The 17,609-nt window shown below is 38.2% G+C and carries 11 protein-coding genes and 1 rRNA gene; 8 read left to right on the top strand and 4 right to left on the bottom strand.

Annotated elements, in window-relative coordinates; translation table 11 throughout:
• Positions 1 to 23: 23 nt before the first annotated feature.
• From rrf to MM213_RS16830, 7 genes are all read left to right on the top strand, one after another.
• Positions 24 to 135 (top strand): 5S ribosomal RNA (gene rrf / locus MM213_RS16860).
• A 633-nt stretch (positions 136 to 768) separates the two neighbouring features.
• Positions 769 to 1,149, top strand: a complete 381-nt coding sequence (locus MM213_RS16855) for an HYC_CC_PP family protein (protein WP_241414069.1) — start codon at positions 769 to 771, stop codon at positions 1,147 to 1,149.
• 288 nt (positions 1,150 to 1,437) lie between these two features.
• Positions 1,438 to 5,307, top strand: coding sequence for an efflux RND transporter permease subunit (locus MM213_RS16850; RefSeq protein ID WP_241414068.1), 3,870 nt, complete (start codon positions 1,438 to 1,440; stop codon positions 5,305 to 5,307).
• Positions 5,308 to 5,494: 187 nt separating this feature from the next.
• Positions 5,495 to 5,887, top strand: coding sequence for a four helix bundle protein (locus MM213_RS16845; RefSeq protein WP_106133262.1), 393 nt, complete (start codon positions 5,495 to 5,497; stop codon positions 5,885 to 5,887).
• Between the two features lie 119 nt (positions 5,888 to 6,006).
• Positions 6,007 to 7,407: a TolC family protein gene (locus MM213_RS16840; RefSeq protein ID WP_241414067.1), complete on the top strand. Its 1,401-nt coding sequence runs from the start codon at positions 6,007 to 6,009 to the stop codon at positions 7,405 to 7,407.
• 174 nt (positions 7,408 to 7,581) lie between these two features.
• Positions 7,582 to 9,345 (top strand): efflux RND transporter periplasmic adaptor subunit, encoded by a 1,764-nt coding sequence (locus tag MM213_RS16835; RefSeq protein WP_241414066.1) that lies wholly within the window; start codon positions 7,582 to 7,584, stop codon positions 9,343 to 9,345.
• Between the two features lie 232 nt (positions 9,346 to 9,577).
• Complete coding sequence (locus MM213_RS16830) at positions 9,578 to 10,171, top strand: DUF2911 domain-containing protein (RefSeq protein WP_241414065.1); 594 nt, start codon at positions 9,578 to 9,580, stop codon at positions 10,169 to 10,171.
• Here the strand turns inward: MM213_RS16830 and MM213_RS16825 are convergent.
• A complete protein-coding gene (locus MM213_RS16825; protein WP_241414064.1) occupies positions 10,168 to 11,205 on the bottom strand; it encodes a PAS domain-containing protein in 1,038 nt (345 codons plus the stop codon). The two genes, MM213_RS16830 and MM213_RS16825, sit on opposite strands and share 4 nt — an antisense overlap.
• A gap of 378 nt (positions 11,206 to 11,583) precedes the next feature.
• Positions 11,584 to 12,204, bottom strand: coding sequence for a DUF4494 domain-containing protein (locus MM213_RS16820; RefSeq protein ID WP_241414063.1), 621 nt, complete (start codon positions 12,202 to 12,204; stop codon positions 11,584 to 11,586).
• A gap of 188 nt (positions 12,205 to 12,392) precedes the next feature.
• Between MM213_RS16820 and MM213_RS16815 the strand changes: the two genes are divergently transcribed.
• Positions 12,393 to 14,684, top strand: coding sequence for a patatin-like phospholipase family protein (locus MM213_RS16815; protein ID WP_241414062.1), 2,292 nt, complete (start codon positions 12,393 to 12,395; stop codon positions 14,682 to 14,684).
• A 137-nt stretch (positions 14,685 to 14,821) separates the two neighbouring features.
• Here the strand turns inward: MM213_RS16815 and MM213_RS16810 are convergent, their stop codons facing one another.
• Together MM213_RS16810 and MM213_RS16805 are read right to left on the bottom strand one after the other, a co-directional pair.
• A complete protein-coding gene (locus MM213_RS16810; RefSeq protein ID WP_241414061.1) occupies positions 14,822 to 16,837 on the bottom strand; it encodes a monovalent cation:proton antiporter family protein in 2,016 nt (671 codons plus the stop codon).
• Positions 16,838 to 17,062: 225 nt separating this feature from the next.
• Positions 17,063 to 17,542 carry an Mpo1 family 2-hydroxy fatty acid dioxygenase gene (locus MM213_RS16805; protein WP_241414060.1) on the bottom strand — a complete coding sequence of 160 codons (480 nt, stop codon included), beginning with the start codon at positions 17,540 to 17,542 and terminating at the stop codon, positions 17,063 to 17,065.
• Positions 17,543 to 17,609 lie beyond the last annotated feature (67 nt).

Raw genomic sequence — 17,609 nt, 5'->3', positions numbered from 1 at the left:
GCTATATCAAAAAGTCCAAAGATTTAGGCGGCCTAGCGCAGGGGTCCCACCTCTTCCCATCCCGAACAGAGAAGTTAAGCCCTGCAGCGCCGATGGTACTGGGGTTACACCCGGGAGAGTAGGTCGCCGCCACATTATTCAAAGCCAGTCACGATAGCATTCGCGACTGGCTTTTTTGCGTTTAAACCCCAGGCTGAAAGATCTCGCCAAGAATGCAGAGGGGCGCAGATTTTTGGGGAAAGGGATGGTTCACGCAGAGCCGCGTAAGGTTTTTAAACTGGGAGAAATATGTGATGGTATTGTTTTTTTTGGATTGGCCGCAGTGATGAAGGATGTTTAGACTTAAAAATTTAGCAGAAAGACAAGGGGGAAACCTCGAAGGTTTGATTAAGGGGGTCTAAGTTTTTTGGATTGATTAAGACTATTGAACTTTTCTATTGATATGGTAATTGTTTGCTTCAAAGTCTAATAATTTAATTTTTTGTGTATATCCGTTTTCATACCAGTAGAATCTAAATAATTGAAATAGCCTGTGATTTCGAACCAATATCAATAAATATCCAATATCTATTAGTATCAGTTTGCCAAAAAACAATCGTTTAATTGATTAATGGCATGATTGCGGATAATCATATTTTTTTTTATTTAAATACATTAATAGTTAAATCGTGATAATTTGCTCATTTAACCATTCTGTATAAAATCCAACATAAATTTTATACATTTACTTCTCACAACTTTAGTATCTTTGTTTCGTATTAATCAATCGTGAAGTCATTTATCAAAATAGCACTCCTTGCATTCTATGTGTTTTTTAACGCAGGGCTGAGCTATTCCATGCATTTCTGTGGAGATGACTTCCAAAGGATCAATGTTTTTGCTGAATACAAAACCTGCTGTGAGTCCAATACTCCCATGCAAGGTTGTTGTGATGACATTTCCAATTTGGAACTTCCGAATACTGAACAGCAACTCTCTACAGTTTTGAATTTTCAACCTTTTGGTTTTGATTATGTAGATTTGGCCTTTAATACGGAATTGTTCAAAGTAAGGAACAATGATAAAGAGGTGACAACTTTTGCTGATTCCTCACCTCCAACATTACAAAATACACCGATTTATATTTTTTGTCAGGTATTCCTGATATGATTTTTTCTTTCTAATGAGTGTGGTTTGAATTACCACAAAGTCACTAAGGCTCAAAGAGAATTAGAATTTTCTTCTTGATGAAGAGTAAATTTTGAAGGATTTAAAGGTTGAAGACCTGTCAGGTTTTCAAAACCTGACAGGTCTATTCCCCAATCTTTTATCTCCTTTCAAATTTTAGTTTAAGGCTTGCTGCTAGTCAGTAATATCCAATAATATCTAGTATCCATAAATATCTGTTTCTACTTGAATGAAGTATTTCAGATTAAAGAAAAGTTAGTTTCAGAAACTATGCTTAATAAAACAATAAAATTCTTTCTCGAAAATAAACTGGTCACAGTCATACTACTCGTCCTTGTAGTGGCATGGGGGATAGTGACTGCTCCATTCAACTGGAACACTGGCTTCCTGCCCAACGACCCTGTACCAGTAGATGCCATTCCAGATATCGGGGAAAACCAGCAGATCGTCTTTACCGATTGGATGGGACGTTCTCCTCAGGATGTCGAAGATCAGATTACCTATCCTTTGACTACTTCACTACTTGGTATGCCTGGGGTGAAATCCATCCGAAGCACTTCTATGTTTGGCTTTTCTTCCATCTATATCATCTTCGAAGAGGAAATAGAGTTTTACTGGAGCCGGTCAAGGATTCTGGAAAAACTCAACTCTTTGCCATCAGGGCTCCTTCCCGAGGGTGTTCAACCCAAACTTGGACCGGATGCAACCGGATTGGGACAGGTGTACTTTTATACGCTTGAAGGCAGAGATGAAAATGGTAATCCGGCAGGTGGATGGGATTTGCACGAACTCAGAAGTATCCAAGATTACTATGTGCGCTATGGATTGGCGGGTACAGAAGGTGTCGCAGAAGTGGCCAGCATCGGCGGTCATGTGAAGGAATACCAAGTTGACCTCGATCCTGTAGCCATGAAAGCCCACAATGTCTCCATGATGCAGGTAATGAACGCCATCAAGCAATCCAATCTGGACATTGGTGCCAATACCATGGAAATTAATCAGGTGGAGTTTATCGTCCGTGGACTGGGCTATGTGAAGTCTCTGGAGGATATCGAAAAAGCCGTGGTAAAAGTGAGCAACAACGTTCCCTTGCGCATCAAAGACATCGCCAAAGTCAACATCGGGCCTGCAAGCCGTGCTGAAAGAGCAATATTGGACAAAGGAGGTGCGGAAGCAGTAGGTGGGGTAGTGGTGGCCCGATACGGAGACAATCCTTTACAAGTCATCGATGCCATCAAAGCCAAAATTGAAGAGATCTCTCCAGGTCTTCCTACCAAAACTCTGGAAGATGGTACGGTTTCTAAAGTGACCATAGTGCCTTTTTATGATCGTTCGGGTCTGATAAAAGAAACCTTGAGCACCCTCAATGAAGCCATCAGTCTTCAAATCCTGATTACCATTATTGTGATCATGGTGATGGTGTATAACCTCAGGGCTTCCCTCTTGATTTCTGCACTTCTGCCTTTGGCTGTTTTGATGTGCTTTATCATGATGAAGTATGTGGGCGTGGATGCCAATATTGTGGCACTTTCAGGGATTGCCATTGCCATTGGAACAATGGTGGATTTGGGGATTATTCTAAATGAAAATATTCTCCGCCATCTCGAAGAATCAGGGGATAAAAAAACCAAACTTCAGATAATATATGAAGCTACTACTGAAGTGAGTTCGGCAATCCTGACTGCAGTGATGACTACGATTGTGAGTTTCTTACCTGTATTCACGCTCCAAGCGGCAGAAGGCAAACTTTTCGGTCCTTTGGCTTACACCAAGACTTTCGCTTTGATAGCGGCTTTGATTTTCACTTTGGTATTTATGCCAGCCTTTGCCCATTGGGTTTTTGGAGCCAAAGTCAAATCTAAAAATTACAGAACAATCCTCAATTTCCTGATGGCTTTTGCTGGCTTGATTTTGTTGTTCTATTTCCCTTGGGCAGGATGGGTTTTGTTGGCCTTTGCAGCCAATCAATTGATCCATCATTTCTTTCCAAAGCAGACACAAAACGGGAAATATAAAAATCAGATAGCCATGTTGATTGCTGTCGTGGCTGTTTCCGTTTTACTGGCTTTTGAATGGAGGCCATTAGGACTGACGCAATCAGTATTTGTGAATTTTCTTTTCATTGCCTTAGTCTTGGGTTTGGTTTTGGGACTTTTCTCTTTATTTATCCGCTTCTATGCCCACATGTTGAAATGGTGCCTGGAGCATGCGAGGGTATTTCTTTTGCTTCCTGCATTGATCATTCTCTTTGCCGCAAATGTCTGGTTAGGGTTCAATAGCATTTTTGGCTTTGTCGCCAAGGGTTTTGACCAAGTAGGCTGGAATATACGGACTACTTCTGTTTGGTCTGGACTTACACATGCACTTCCGGGGATGGGCAAAGAGTTTATGCCTGCATTGAACGAGGGGTCTTTTCTATTGATGCCGACTTCTATGCCACATTCAGGTGTGGAGGCCAATATGCAGATAGTGAAGCAACTGGATATGCTGGTTCAGGCGATTCCTGAAGTGGAAATGGTGGTTGGAAAAGCTGGAAGAGCAGAGAGCCCATTGGATCCGGCGCCTATGTCCATGTACGAAAACATCATCAATTACAAAACCGAGTACCTGCAAGATGATGATGCCCGCAAACTCAGGTTCAAGGTCAATAGAGACGGCAATTATCAGGTACTGGTCAATGATAAATACTGGTGGTATGATCGTAGCGATGGTGCCATTTGGGATGATGACAAGAATTACATGGAAGAAGCCCAAAGAAGGGCAATAACTCGAAATATTTCCAAATACTTGGTTTCCGATGAAAGAAAAGGACAATACTTCCGTCAATGGAGGGATGAAATCCAAACGCCAGATGATATCTGGGATGAAATACAAATCCGTACTTCAAACCTTCCTGGAGTAACTTCTGCGCCAAAGCTACAGCCTATCGAAACCCGATTGGTGATGTTGCAGACAGGGATGCGAGCGCCAATGGGTATGAAAGTCTATGGGCCAGATTTGGAGACAATTGAGAATTTCAGTCTCAAACTGGAATCACTGCTCAAAGAAGTACCTTCAGTCAAATCTGAGGCAGTATTTGCTGACCGATCCCTAGGTAAGCCATATATGGAAATCGATCTGGATAGAACCCAATTGGGTAGGTACGGGCTGAATATTGCCGATGTGCAGGAATTTATAGAAGTGGCTATTGGAGGAATGACGCTGAGTACTACAGTAGAAGGAAGGGAGCGGTATGCCATCAGGGCGAGGTATGCGAGGGAATACAGGGACGATCCTGAGGCTTTGAGACGAATTTTGGTCAGCACACCCACAGGTGCTCAGATTCCTTTGGGTCAATTGGCAGAAATCAACTACCGTCCAGGTCCGATGATGATTCGAGGCGAAAATACCTTCTTGGTGGGCTATGTCCTGTTTGATAAAAGAGATGGTTTTGCCGAAGGAACCGTAGTGGATAATGCCAAGGATTTTATTATAAAGAAGATAAATTCTGGAGAATTGGAAGTGCCGGCAGGAGTCTCCTATACCTTCTCTGGAAGCTATGAAAATCAAATCCGCGCTGAAAAACGATTGGCCATTGTCATTCCCCTTTCATTAGCGGTGATCTTCTTGATCTTGTATTTGCAGTTCAGGTCTACTGCCATGGTCTTGATGATTTTCTCAGCCATAGCCATGGCCTTTTCGGGAGGTTTTCTGATGCTTTGGTTATATGGTCAGGGTTGGTTCTTTGATTTCAGTTTCATGGGAACCAACATGCGGGAACTCTTTCAAATGCGGACATTCAACCTTTCTGTGGCAGTTTGGGTAGGTTTCATTGCCCTCTTTGGTATTGCCACAGATGATGGGGTTGTGATGGGTACATACTTGAAACAAAGTTTTGAAAGAATCCAGCCTGAGAATGTCAAGGAAGTCCGAAAAGCAGTTTTGGAAGCTGGCCTGAAAAGAGTAAGGCCCTGTCTGATGACCTCAGCTACTACTTTATTGGCTCTATTGCCAGTTCTCACAAGTTCAGGAAGAGGTTCTGACATCATGATCCCAATGGCTATTCCAGCTTTTGGGGGGATGACCGTGGCATTGATTTCACTGTTTATTGTTCCGGTGCTTTATGGGAAATTTAAGGAGTTTCAAGTTGGTAAAAATTAGGATTTTGATATTAGTTGATATTTGATATTGGTAGATATTGGTCTTGATATCAGTCGTTTGGTTGGTTTTGGGAAAGGGATTGAGGATCTTAAAAAGATATTAATAGATACCTGCCCTTCGGGAGGTGGGTTAGATATTTCTTGATATTGGTTTAGTAATCAGTTGTTTGGTAGAAAAATTTGATATTATGGAAGATAAAAAGGGTTATATAAAATTAGAGGATCTAGAGGTCTATAAATTGGCTAGAGAGCTTTCGAAGCTCGCTTGGGTAATATATTCAAAAATGACTTGGCAAAATCGAAAAATTATTGGCGATCAGTTTATTGAGTCTACCGATTCTATAGGAGCAAATATTGCGGAGTCTTATGGACGCTACCACTATTTAGATAGGGTTAGATTTTTATACAATAGTAGAGGTTCAATGTTTGAATCGATCAATCATTGGTTAAGTCTTATGCTGGAAAGAGAAATTATTACAAAGGAGGAGTTTTTGGAGGTTAAATCAGTTTCAGACACATTATCTCTTAAACTGAACAATTACATTAAATCTATTTACAATTCAAAAAAAGAATTGAAATGAAAACTCTTTTAAAAATAACGAATAAAAGGGCCATTGCTAATAGTGGAAGAATGGTTTGTATTCCCAAACAATATCTATCAATATCAAGTATCTACCAATATCTATTAATTCTGATTTTTATGGTTAGTGTTAATGGGTATTCCCAATCCCTAGATCAATATCTCGAAGAAGCTGCTGAGAACAATCCTGCCCTTCAAGCTTCATTTAAAGGATATCAGGCTTCTTTGGAAAAAACAAATCAAGTCACCCTTGAAAACCCTCAATTAAACATTGGAGTCTTCACAAGGCCAATGGAGTTGTTGATGGGGAATCAGCGGGCGGAGGCTTCGGTGATGCAGATGTTTCCATGGTTTGGGATGCTGAAAACACAAAAGGATGAAGCGACTTTGATGGCAGAAGCCAAATACGAGGAGTTTAGACAGCAGCGAAATGTGCTCCTGTACCAGGTAAAGGAGACTTACTTCCAGTTACAGCAATTGCAGAATAGCATTGAAATTACAGAATCCAATTTGGATATATTGAAGTCCTTGGAGGAGTTGGCGATCATCCGTTACCAAGGAGGAAATACATCGGATGCAGTTTCATCTGTTTCGGCCGCTGTAAGAAGGCCTACCCGCTCAGGTCAGCAGAACGGCGGAAGTGATGGCATGGGCATGGGAGGAGGCAGTTCTTCATCCTCCTCGGGGGCTTCCTCCTCAGGGGGCTCTGCCATGTCCAGTATGGGATCAGGTGGGGGATCAGGCAAATTGACAGATGTACTGCGCTTGCAAGTACAGATCAAGGCCTTGGAAAGTGATTTGCAGCAATTGGAAGTGGATAAGCGGCCATTTTTAGTTCGCTTCAACCAACTTTTGGGACGAGATAAAAACGAGCCTTTGGAATTTGAGACGGAAATTTCTACCCAAAAAAATATAGGTTGGGAATTCACCATGCTTGAGCAGATTTTAGAAACCAACCCTATGTTGCTCATGCTGGAAAAAGAAGGTTTGGTTTACCAAAAACAAGGTGAGATGGCCAAATTAGAGGGGAAACCTATGTTTGGGTTGGGCTTGAACTATATGGTCTTTTCTCCTAGACCTGAAATGGGTGCCCCCGGTGGAATGAATGGCATGGACTATATGCCCGCAGGCATGGGAAACAATATGGTGATGCCTATGGCTACTGTATCATTGCCGATTTACCGTAAAAAATACAAAGCCATGGAATCAGAATCCAAACTCTATTGGGAAGCTAACGAAAAGCAGAAAGAAGACCTTCAAAGAACTCTGGAAACAGAGTTTGAAAGCATCCTTGTTTCCATCAAAGATGCAACCAGGAAAGTCACTCTTTTGGAAGAGCAGATAGAACTCACCAAGCAGACCATGGAACTATCAGTCACATCATATGCCAACGAAGGAAGTTCCTTTGAGGAAGTACTCAATATTCAACGTGAACTCCTAGACTTCCGGTTGAATTTGCTGAATACAAAAATTGAAAGGGAAATTCAGTTTGCCAGGGTTGAAACGTTAATAGGGATTTGAAATGATATTGGTGGATATTGGTTGATATTAAAGATACTATTTGATATCGGTAGATATTGGTTTTGGATAAGTTCAAATGAAAATGGTAGATGCTAGCAAAATATCAAAAAATATCCAATATCCATCAATATCTACCCTTAAAATAAGAACTTCAAATATTTTGAATAAGATACAATGAAAAATAAAAGGAATATTATAATCATCATCCTCAGCTGCCTATTCTTTGGTGCTGTTGCGGGTTGGTTGATTCGTGGGGGAGGGGAAGAACATCCTGATCACGAACATACCCATATTGACGAAAACGGTGTGGAATACACCTGCTCCATGCATCCGCAAATCCGGCAAAATGAACCCGGCCAATGTCCACTTTGTGGAATGGCGCTCACACCTGTAAGCAATAAAAAAGGCGGTGAATCCAGTCCTTTTGTATTGGAAATTACCCCTGAGGCAGTTGCGCTTTCCAATGTGCAGACCACTAGGGTAAAATCTGGAACAGGTTCAGGGAAACTCACCCTCACAGGTAAAATCCAAGCGAATGAACAGCGGGTAAAAAGCCTGACTGCAAATTATGCTGGGCGAGTGGATCAGTTGTACATCAATTTTACCGGACAAGAAGTGCAGAGAGGTCAGAAGTTAGCGACACTCTATTCACCTGAGTTGGTTAATGCACAAAAAGAACTTTTGGAAACAGCAAAAATCAAGGATCGGCAACCAGCTTTGTACCAAGCAACCAAAGAGAAGTTGAGGTTGTGGAAAATCTCTGAAGAGCAAATTGCAGCTATTGAAAGTTCAGGAGAGGTTCAAACACAGTTTGACATTTTTGCTGATGTTGCAGGTGTAGTTACTGCACGGAATATAGCAGTGGGTGATTTTGTAAGTAGGGGATCCGCCCTTTTTGAAATAGTGGATTTGAGTAATGTTTGGGTCATGTTGGATGCTTATGAATCTGATTTGGGAGCGATCCGCAAAGGGGATGATTTGAGTTTCTCGGTGTCGGCCTATCCAGGAAAGGAATTCAAAGCCAAAGTTACTTACATCGATCCAGTGTTGAATCCAGATACCCGAACAGTGGGAATCAGGGCAGAAGCGGTTAATCGGAACTTTGAACTGAAGCCAGAGATGTTTGTATCAGCTAATATTTCCACTTCTCAGGCAGGTCAGTCTGGGTTGATGATTCCCAAGACAGCGATTCTTTGGACAGGACCTAGATCAGTGGTGTATGTACAAGTTGGAAACAAAGAAGCACCTGCATTTGAAATGCGGGAGATTGAAATCGGAGCTAGGGTTGGAGATGACTACTTGGTCTTGTCTGGCGTAGAGGAAGGTGAGCAAATTGTCAGTAATGGAGTTTTTGCCATTGATGCTGCAGCCCAATTGAGTGGAAATTACAGCATGATGACACGACCTGAAGTGAAGACCTTGGATACACCGGAAGCATTCAGGAAGCAATTGACTTCCTTTGTTGAAAGCTATTTGCCTATCAAGGATGCTTTGGTAAAAACAGATGCAAAAGCCACTCAGAATACCATTTCCCCTGCAAAGTCAACTTTATCAAAAGTTGACATGAAGTTGCTAGATAGCAAAGCCCATGATATCTGGATGGATTTGTTAAGGCCTATCCAAAGTAGTTTGGACAAAATTGCCCAAACAGCCGATGTGGAGGAGCAAAGAAAGCATTTTGAAACTCTTTCTGACAATTTAATTGAAGCGGTAGAGTATTTTGGAGTGGTTGAAAATACCATCTACAGGCAGTATTGTCCCATGGCCTTTAAAGACCAAGGTGCTTACTGGTTAAGCAGTGAAAAGGAAATCCGAAATCCATACTTTGGTGATATGATGTTGACCTGTGGTGAAGTCAAGGAAACATATCAGCCAGGGAAAAGAGTGACTTCTTCTTCTGACAATAAGCCTGAGGTGCAGGTTGGGCATCAGCATTAAAAATGATACTTATTGATATTTATAGATATTGGGATATATGGTAAGAAATTCCAATATCCTAATACTTATATCCGCTTTCATACCGGTAGAATCTAAATAATAGAATTAACCTATGATTTCGAACCAATATCAATAATTATCCAATATCTATTAGTATCCATTTGCCAATAAATCCTAGTTTAATTGATTAGTGGCATGATTTCGAATAATCGTATAAAATATTATCACAAATATGAAAACCAAAAATTATCTAATCATCCTTTCTTCAATGATTATCCTTTCTTGTTCTTCAAATAAGGAAGAGGGCAAAGTAGAGGAATCAAACGGGCATGCCCATCATGACCATGGAGCAACATCTGAAGCTGCAAATTCAAAAAGTCCCCGAACCGCAGCCATGGCTAATATCGGTTCCAACCATGTCCATGTCGATTATTCTGCCCCGAGTGTAAGAGGACGGCAGGTTTTTGGAGGCTTGGTGGCTTATGATGAAGTATGGGTGACAGGAGCGCATTCAGCTACAAGTATTTCTTTTAATGAAGATTTGATCATTGAAGGAGAGTCAGCCCCAGCTGGGAAATATGCCTTGTTTACTATACCAAAAGAAAATGGTTGGACAGTCATCTTGAATTCAAATTACGAGCAGCATTTGGCAGACGATTATGACCAAACAGAAGATGTGTTGAGAATTGAAGTTGAAAATATTCCATCTGCCGATCAGGTTGAACAATTGAAGTTTGAAGTAATCAGCAAAGACGCACAGACTGGAGAATTGAAATTCAGTTGGGCAGAAAGAAGCTTTGTGATCAATTTAAGTATTAATAATTAGTTAGTCTTGCTTGAATTCAAAGCACTTGAAGAATGAATGCTATCTTGTAGGGCCTTATCCAATTTGTAAGCCTCTTCTTTCAGTAGGCTCAAAAGTTGATCTAATTCTTCTTGGTTTTGTCTTGGCTGAATAACTTCCAGTATGCCCATAATATTTGCCAATTTTGAACGCATCATATGAGATTGGTTGAAAGTAAGTTCTCTAAGAAATTTGTTTTGTTTGTCTAAGATGATTTCTGATTTCTTTTTTTCAGAAATATCAAAAAAACATCCTATCATATTCAAAGGTTTACCATCTTCATCCCACTTTACAACTTTACCATATGCGATAGACCATATTTCTTTTCCAGATAAGGAAAGTATTCTCAGTTCACTGTGGAATGGGGTTTCTCCAAAACTACTGAAGTGTTCTTCCAAATGCTGATTTACTTTCTCTTTATCTTGGATGTGAATATGTTTTTTCCATTTCACTTCTTTTTTATCCTTTGAGGTATTATCATAGCCTAACATTGTACGTAGCGAAACACTTAGTTGGTCATTTTCGTTTTCTATATCCCAAAGCCAAAAACCTATCAGGTTGTCCTCAAATAGACCTTCCATGATTTCGTTTTTGATTTGATGTTCATATATAAACTCGGGAAATTCTATTATTTTCTCATTGATTTTCAAAATATCGTGTCCAATTCCCATTATAGTAAAATCCGAATTTTCTTTACGTGTGATTGTAAACTCCCAACGCGTCCAATGAAAGTCTGAATTGTCTTCATTTACTTTTCTAAGATCAATCTGAAAATTAGTAGAATTCTCCTCCATAGCAATCCGATGTGAGTTTTGGAAATTCAAAAAATCATTGGGAAATAATATCTCACCAAAAGATTGGCCTATCAATGGGGTCTCTACGGATGTAAATATGTTTTTTAGTCTGATATTGGTATTATTTACTTTTCCGTTTTTGTCTAATTCAACCAGATAATAATATTTTGACTCCATCATTGAGTATATATCTTTTTCTACCAATTTGGCTATTGTTTCCATTGCCCAAAATTAATCTTTTAATCATTGTGATTAGCATTAAAAAGCAGATAATATTATTTAAAATACAATAATATATATATGAAAATTATAAATATAATTTATTTACTTTTAGATTAATTTTTATTAGTATTAAAGTTGAAATAAATAATATTTAGTGTTATTATACTAAAATATAACATGTAATATATTTAAAAATATGATTAATATTTTAAAAAATATAAATGTTTTATTTAACGAAAATTATGCTTAGTTTCTAATGATAGATTGTAAAATATGATGTTAAATAATATACTATGTTCTTTAAATAATACAAAAAATATTAATTTTTAAAATAAAATAATAAGTATAATTCACTACCTTTTAAATAAAAAAAGGAGCTTAAAGCTCCTCTTGATCATTTTTTGAATCTTCTTCGTTGTATTCTATTAGTTTAGCTTCTTCCTCTTCTGAATCGAAATCCTCTTCTTGAGGCTTATTGGCAGCTCTTGCTTCTTCTCTTCTTTCTTGATCTGCCTTAACTTCACTCAATGGTTTTAGATTGGCCGCTGGTGGAGGTAACAATTCTTCATCGTCTTTTTCATATGGGAATATTTCCACAATAGGACTTTCAGTTACTTCTGGAACTCTAAAAGTTACGAGCATATTGTTGAGGCTTTCGAATATCCTTTCAAATGCTTCTTTGACATCATGTGCTGTTACTAACATGAATTGAGTCACCTTTTTTTCTTTGCCACTATCAGCATCTGTTACGATATAGGTGATTTTACACTTATGCCAGATATCGATGTCTTCATAGAAAAATACATCAACAATATTGCTTTTGCTGATATTAGTAACTTGAAAATCGCCCCTGATAACAGAGCCCAACATATCATATATCCTAGCTTCCGCTTCGGTAAATGAGACGGCATCTACCAAGTATTGCTCAGAGACATTTTTTAGCAATCCTTCTTCATTTTCTTTTGCATACTTTACTTTACACAAGAACCAAACTCTCATATTTTTCTTAATTAATAAGTGCGATTGCGAAGGTAATGCTTATTGCCAAAAGCTACAATCAATTGGTGTCATTTCAGTTTTGATTTTTGCTAATTTTTAAATGAGACTACTAGGTACAAAAGTGCAATTCAATTTTAACTTTTCTCGAAAATAAAATTTACTGTATATTACCTTTTAGTATGACGTCTATGTGGGAAAAAATAAATTATAGCTTTCCGGTTCAATTGTTTTTCATGCATTTGAAAAAGAATATTCCTTTGTTATTACTTTGGGTTATATTGATCTTGATAATCACACAAAACTTTGGGTCCGTTTTAGGAATCCCTTATTTGTTCCTCGATCCTGAATATCTTAATGAAGTGTCTTGGAAGGGCTTTTTTCTAGTGGGAATTGCCTTTGGGGTTTTTACAATGGCATTTCACATGACTTCTTATATTTTAGATGGTGCCAAATTCAAATTTCTTGCAGTAATCCCTAGGCCTTTTATTCAATTTACGATCAATAATGCGATCGTCCCCTTATTTTTCTATTTAACATATATCTTCTGCTTTGTGAAATTTCAGTTTGATAATGAACATGATAGTTACTGGGAGGTTTTGGAATTTTTCTTTGGTTTTGCTAGTGGATCAATATTGATTTATGCTATGATTTTCGCATACTTTGGTTTTACAAACAAGGATTTTTTCGTATTATTTGCTGATTCAGTAGAGAAAAAATTAAGAAAATCTAAAATCCCTAGAGCGAATATCCTCAATCAAATCAAGGAGAATAAAAAAAGCAAAGAAAAGGTCTACAATTATATTGATATTCGGTTTGGAATCCAGCCGGTTAGAAGTGATTTGTCCAAATTTGAAAGCAAGCAATTGTTGCGGGTATTTGACCAAAACCATTTAAACTTGTTTATTATACAGAGTGGACTTATTGTATTGATTTTATTTTTGGGATTTTTTAGAGAGTACCCAATTCTTCAGATTCCTGCCGCAGTTAGTGCTACTTTGTTGTTGTCCATTATTATGATGCTCGTTGGAGCATTGGCTTTTTGGTTGAGAGACTGGTTGATACCGGCTATGATTGGAGCTATTTTGGTTTTTAATTTTCTCTCAAAATCTCAGTTTCTAAATAGACCTCATACTGCATTTGGAATGGATTATGATACAGAACCAGCTATTTATAATTTGGAGAACTTACAAAGGCTACTTCATCCTGATACTTTGGAAAAAGACAGGCAGGCAACAATAGAAATCCTAGAGAATTGGAAGGCTAAATTTGGACAAGGACAAAGGCCTAGAATGATATTTATCACAACAAGTGGAGGTGGGCAAAGAGCAGCTTTGTGGTCACTTAATGTTCTTCAGAATTTAGAATCTGAAAGTGAAGGCAGAGTTTTTAAGCATACTCAAATGCTCACAGGGGCTTCTGGTGGGGTAGTTGGTGCAGCATTTTTCAGAGAGCTTTATTTGAGAAATGCAGAAGGTGAAGGGATTGATTTTTTGGATAAAAAGTACCTTGATCAAATTTCTTCTGATAATCTGAACCCAATTATTTTTACACTTTTGGTGAATGATTTATTTATTAGAAATCAATATTACGAATACAATAATAGAAAATATTTGCAGGATAGAGGCTTTGCTTTTGAAAATCAATTGAATATCAATACTGAAAAAATTCTTGACAAACCTCTTTTTGCCTATTCGAAGCCAGAATTTGAAAGTAAAATCCCAATGCTACCAATCACCCCTTTGATTACCAATGATGGGAGAAAGCTTTTTATTTCACCTCACTCGATGTCTTATATGGGAATCTCAGCTTCACAATCGGAAGGGGTGAATGAAAAAAGTCAAGGCATAGATTTCCTCAGGTTTTTTAGAGATCAAGATGCCGAAAACCTAAGATTTATTAGTGCTTTGAGAATGGGAGCGACTTTCCCATTTATCACTCCCCATATTCAATTGCCCTCATCTCCACAAATGGAGACCATGGATGCGGGGATTTCTGATAACTTTGGGATTCAAGATGCATTGAGATTTATTTATGTGTTTCAAGACTGGATCAAAGAAAACACTTCAGGTGTTACTTTGATTACAATTAGGGATTCTGAGAAATTCACGGAAATTGATCAAAAAATCCTTCCTACAATCCTGCAAAAACTCTCCACTCCCCTGAAAAATATATTGATCAACTGGGATAATATTCAAACTTTGAATAATGAAGTGCTTTACAATCAATTCAAGGAATCAATGGACTTTGAAATTGATAGAATTGAATTTGAATATTCTACAAGTCAATATTTGAGAGAAAGGGGGTTGGTAGATTCTGTGGGTGTAGTGAACCAAGAGGAACAAGAGATCCAAAGGGCTTCTTTGAATTGGAGGTTGACGGCAAGAGAAAAGGTATCAATCATCGACAATATCAATAGTGTCCAGAATAGAAATGCTCTGCGAAAAGTGCGAAGGATCAAATTCCTTGTCCCTGAGGAATAAAATTTCTTATTTAAGACTTAAAATTGTAATGTAAGTTGTTTGTTCTAGTAAGTAAAAACCTTTCAGGTCGTATTTTCTTGCTTCTTTTGAACAAGAAATCCTTTGAATTACACCTGAAAGGTTTTTGACAGTTTACTTTATTCTATCTCCAGCTCTTCTGCAAATTTTTCCAATGCTTCTGGCTTTCCAACAGCGTAAACTGTATCTCCTAATTTGAGTTTTTCATTTGCAGTGATTTCAGCGATGGTTTTGCTTTTTCGTTTGATGGCGACAATATTTATCCCAAATTTATCTCTGATTTGAGCATCTTTCAATGGAATGTTGATATAGTCTCCAGAGTCCTTTTCTACTTTCAAACTCACAAAATTAATGTCAGGCAATTCTACTTTGAACTTAGAGTTGGCTTCCGTCGAAAGATTTCTGAACATTTCATAATTGTGCGAACGGATCTCTACAGTGAAATCGTCAATATCATGTTTTGAAACTAGGTATTTGTTCAAAACTCTAGTGAAAATTTCTATAGAAGTCTCAAACTCTTCAGGAATCACTTCGTTGGCTCCAAGTTTTAGGTTTTCTTCCATTTCTCCTAAATAGCGTGTCCTTACGATGATATAAGGATTTTGCGTTATGTGCCTTATAGAAGCTATGATTCGCTTGGTCGCTTCTGGATTTGATATCGCAATGACAGCGACTCTTGCTTTGTGGATGTTTACATGTTCCAAAACAGTATCATTTGCGGCATCACCATACATGATAGGCTCACCATTTAGGGATTCTACTTTTACTGTTTCAGGGTTTGTCTCAATAATGGAATAAGGGATATTTGCAGATTTGGCAGCTTTAGAAAGGTTCCTGCCATTCAATCCATAGCCTATGATGACTAGATGATCCTTTAGCTCTTTGGTATCCAATGTAATATTTGGGATGCTTTCATTAGTTAGCCTCTTGCTTAGCCTGCTCGGAAGCGGTAAGTTCAAAAGCCCACAAGCCAAATCTTCCCTTTTCTTCAAGACAAATGGCGTGACGGTCATAGTCAAGATAGAAATTGCTAAAAAATATTGGTATGTGTCAGGATCTAATAGGTTATACTTCAATCCCTCTTTAGCCAAAAGCAAAGAGAATTCACCTACTTGGAAGATGGAAAATGCTACCATAAAGGCTTCTTTGAAGCCTTGTCCAATTGCTCTTACCGAAACGGCCACAACCAAAAACTTAATAAGGAAAGTCAAAGCAGTCAGTCCGAGAATGATGAATATATGCTCATATAGGAAAGTAATGTCAAACAACATACCTACAGACACAAAGAAAAAACTCAAAAATATCTCTCTAAATGGGAGTATTTTTCCAGTAGCGTGGTGACTGTAGTCCGACTCACTGATAATCAAACCAGCTAAAAATGCCCCAAGACCCAAGGACAAACCTAGAAGCGAAGTGACATATGCTACAGCAAAGCAAGTCAAGATAATACTAAGCAGAAACAGCTCTTCATTCCTTGTTTTGGTGACTCTGAAAAGAAGTTGTGGGATAATATATTTTGCACTTATAATCGTAAGCAATATCACCAAAGCACCTTTGAGTGCTAAATAAAGCAATGAAAGTAGAACATTGTCTGATTCTCCTGCCAACATTGGAGTGAAAAGCATCAGTGGTACGATCACCACATCTTGAAATATCAATATAGCCAATGTAGTTCGTCCTGGAATTGTGTTGACTTGCCCATACTCTTGTAGGAGTTTCAATACAATTGCTGTACTACTCAATGCAAATAGAAACCCGAAGAAAACAGCTACATTCCAATCAAAACCAAAACTATAAGTCAATAATGTAGTCGCTCCAATGGTCAAACCCACTTGAAGAGAGCCACCAATAAATACCGCTTTTTTGATCGACAGAAGACTTTTAAGAGAAAATTCCATTCCGATCACGAAGAGCAATAGAATGACTCCTACTTCTGAAAGAACTTCTACTGCTGTGGAGGCATTTACCAATGAGAGACCATAAGGGCCGGCAATGGCCCCTGTGAATAGAAATCCAATGATGGTTGGGATTTTCAACCTCATGAAAAGTAAAATTACCAAAGTAGCTAAGCCAAAAATAACTACAATGTCGGACAGCATGGGCATTTCAGCACTCGCAAGTATAAGTTGGTTCATAAAAAAGAGTTAAATTATAATTCAACTCGAAGTTAAAAATAAAATAACAATCTCTAACCCAAAAGTTCAAGGTTTGGAACAATTGCATAAAGAAATTTATAAAATGTCTTTTGCACATTGGTCCAATATTGTTGGAAATCAAATGTCAATCTATGTTTAATATTTTATCTATCACCTTAGCCTTTTCCGCTTGGCCTCTGTCCTCACAAAGCAATCAGCAAATCATCAATAGGCAAATCCCATTCTTTTATAAATAAAATGCATCAACCAGGCTGGGCCAATGAGAAGAAACTGTATGTCTTTCAAAAATGACGGTTTTTTGCCTTCGATCTTATGTCCATAAAACTGAAAGATCCACGAAATGGTAAATATCCCAATGGATATTGCCCACAATGGTACGGGTGATATCAAATCAATAAGATTGGCAACTGCCAAACATAACGCAGAAAAAAAGAACATTCCCAAAGTCAATGGCGGTGAGATAGTCAGGTAATAAACCAACACAATTGCCAATACAATGGTAGCCCAGTTGGCAAAATTCTGAAGAAATGGTAAGTATATTTCCAAAGTCTCTGAAGGAATGCTGAAGATCAATCCTACAATGCTGAAAAAAATCGCGGGCACACAAATCCAATGGATGGTTTTGTTGGTTTCATTTTGGTGACTCAACCCATATTCGTACAATAACTCGTCAATTTTACGCATGTAGAAACAGCTTTAGATGGATGTTTTTGGAATATCCTGATTAATTTAATAAATAGTCTTGAATTTT

This window comes from Belliella alkalica (assembly GCF_022549785.1).
Classification (GTDB): domain Bacteria; phylum Bacteroidota; class Bacteroidia; order Cytophagales; family Cyclobacteriaceae; genus Belliella; species Belliella alkalica.
This window is presented reverse-complemented; position numbering and strand designations above follow the sequence as displayed.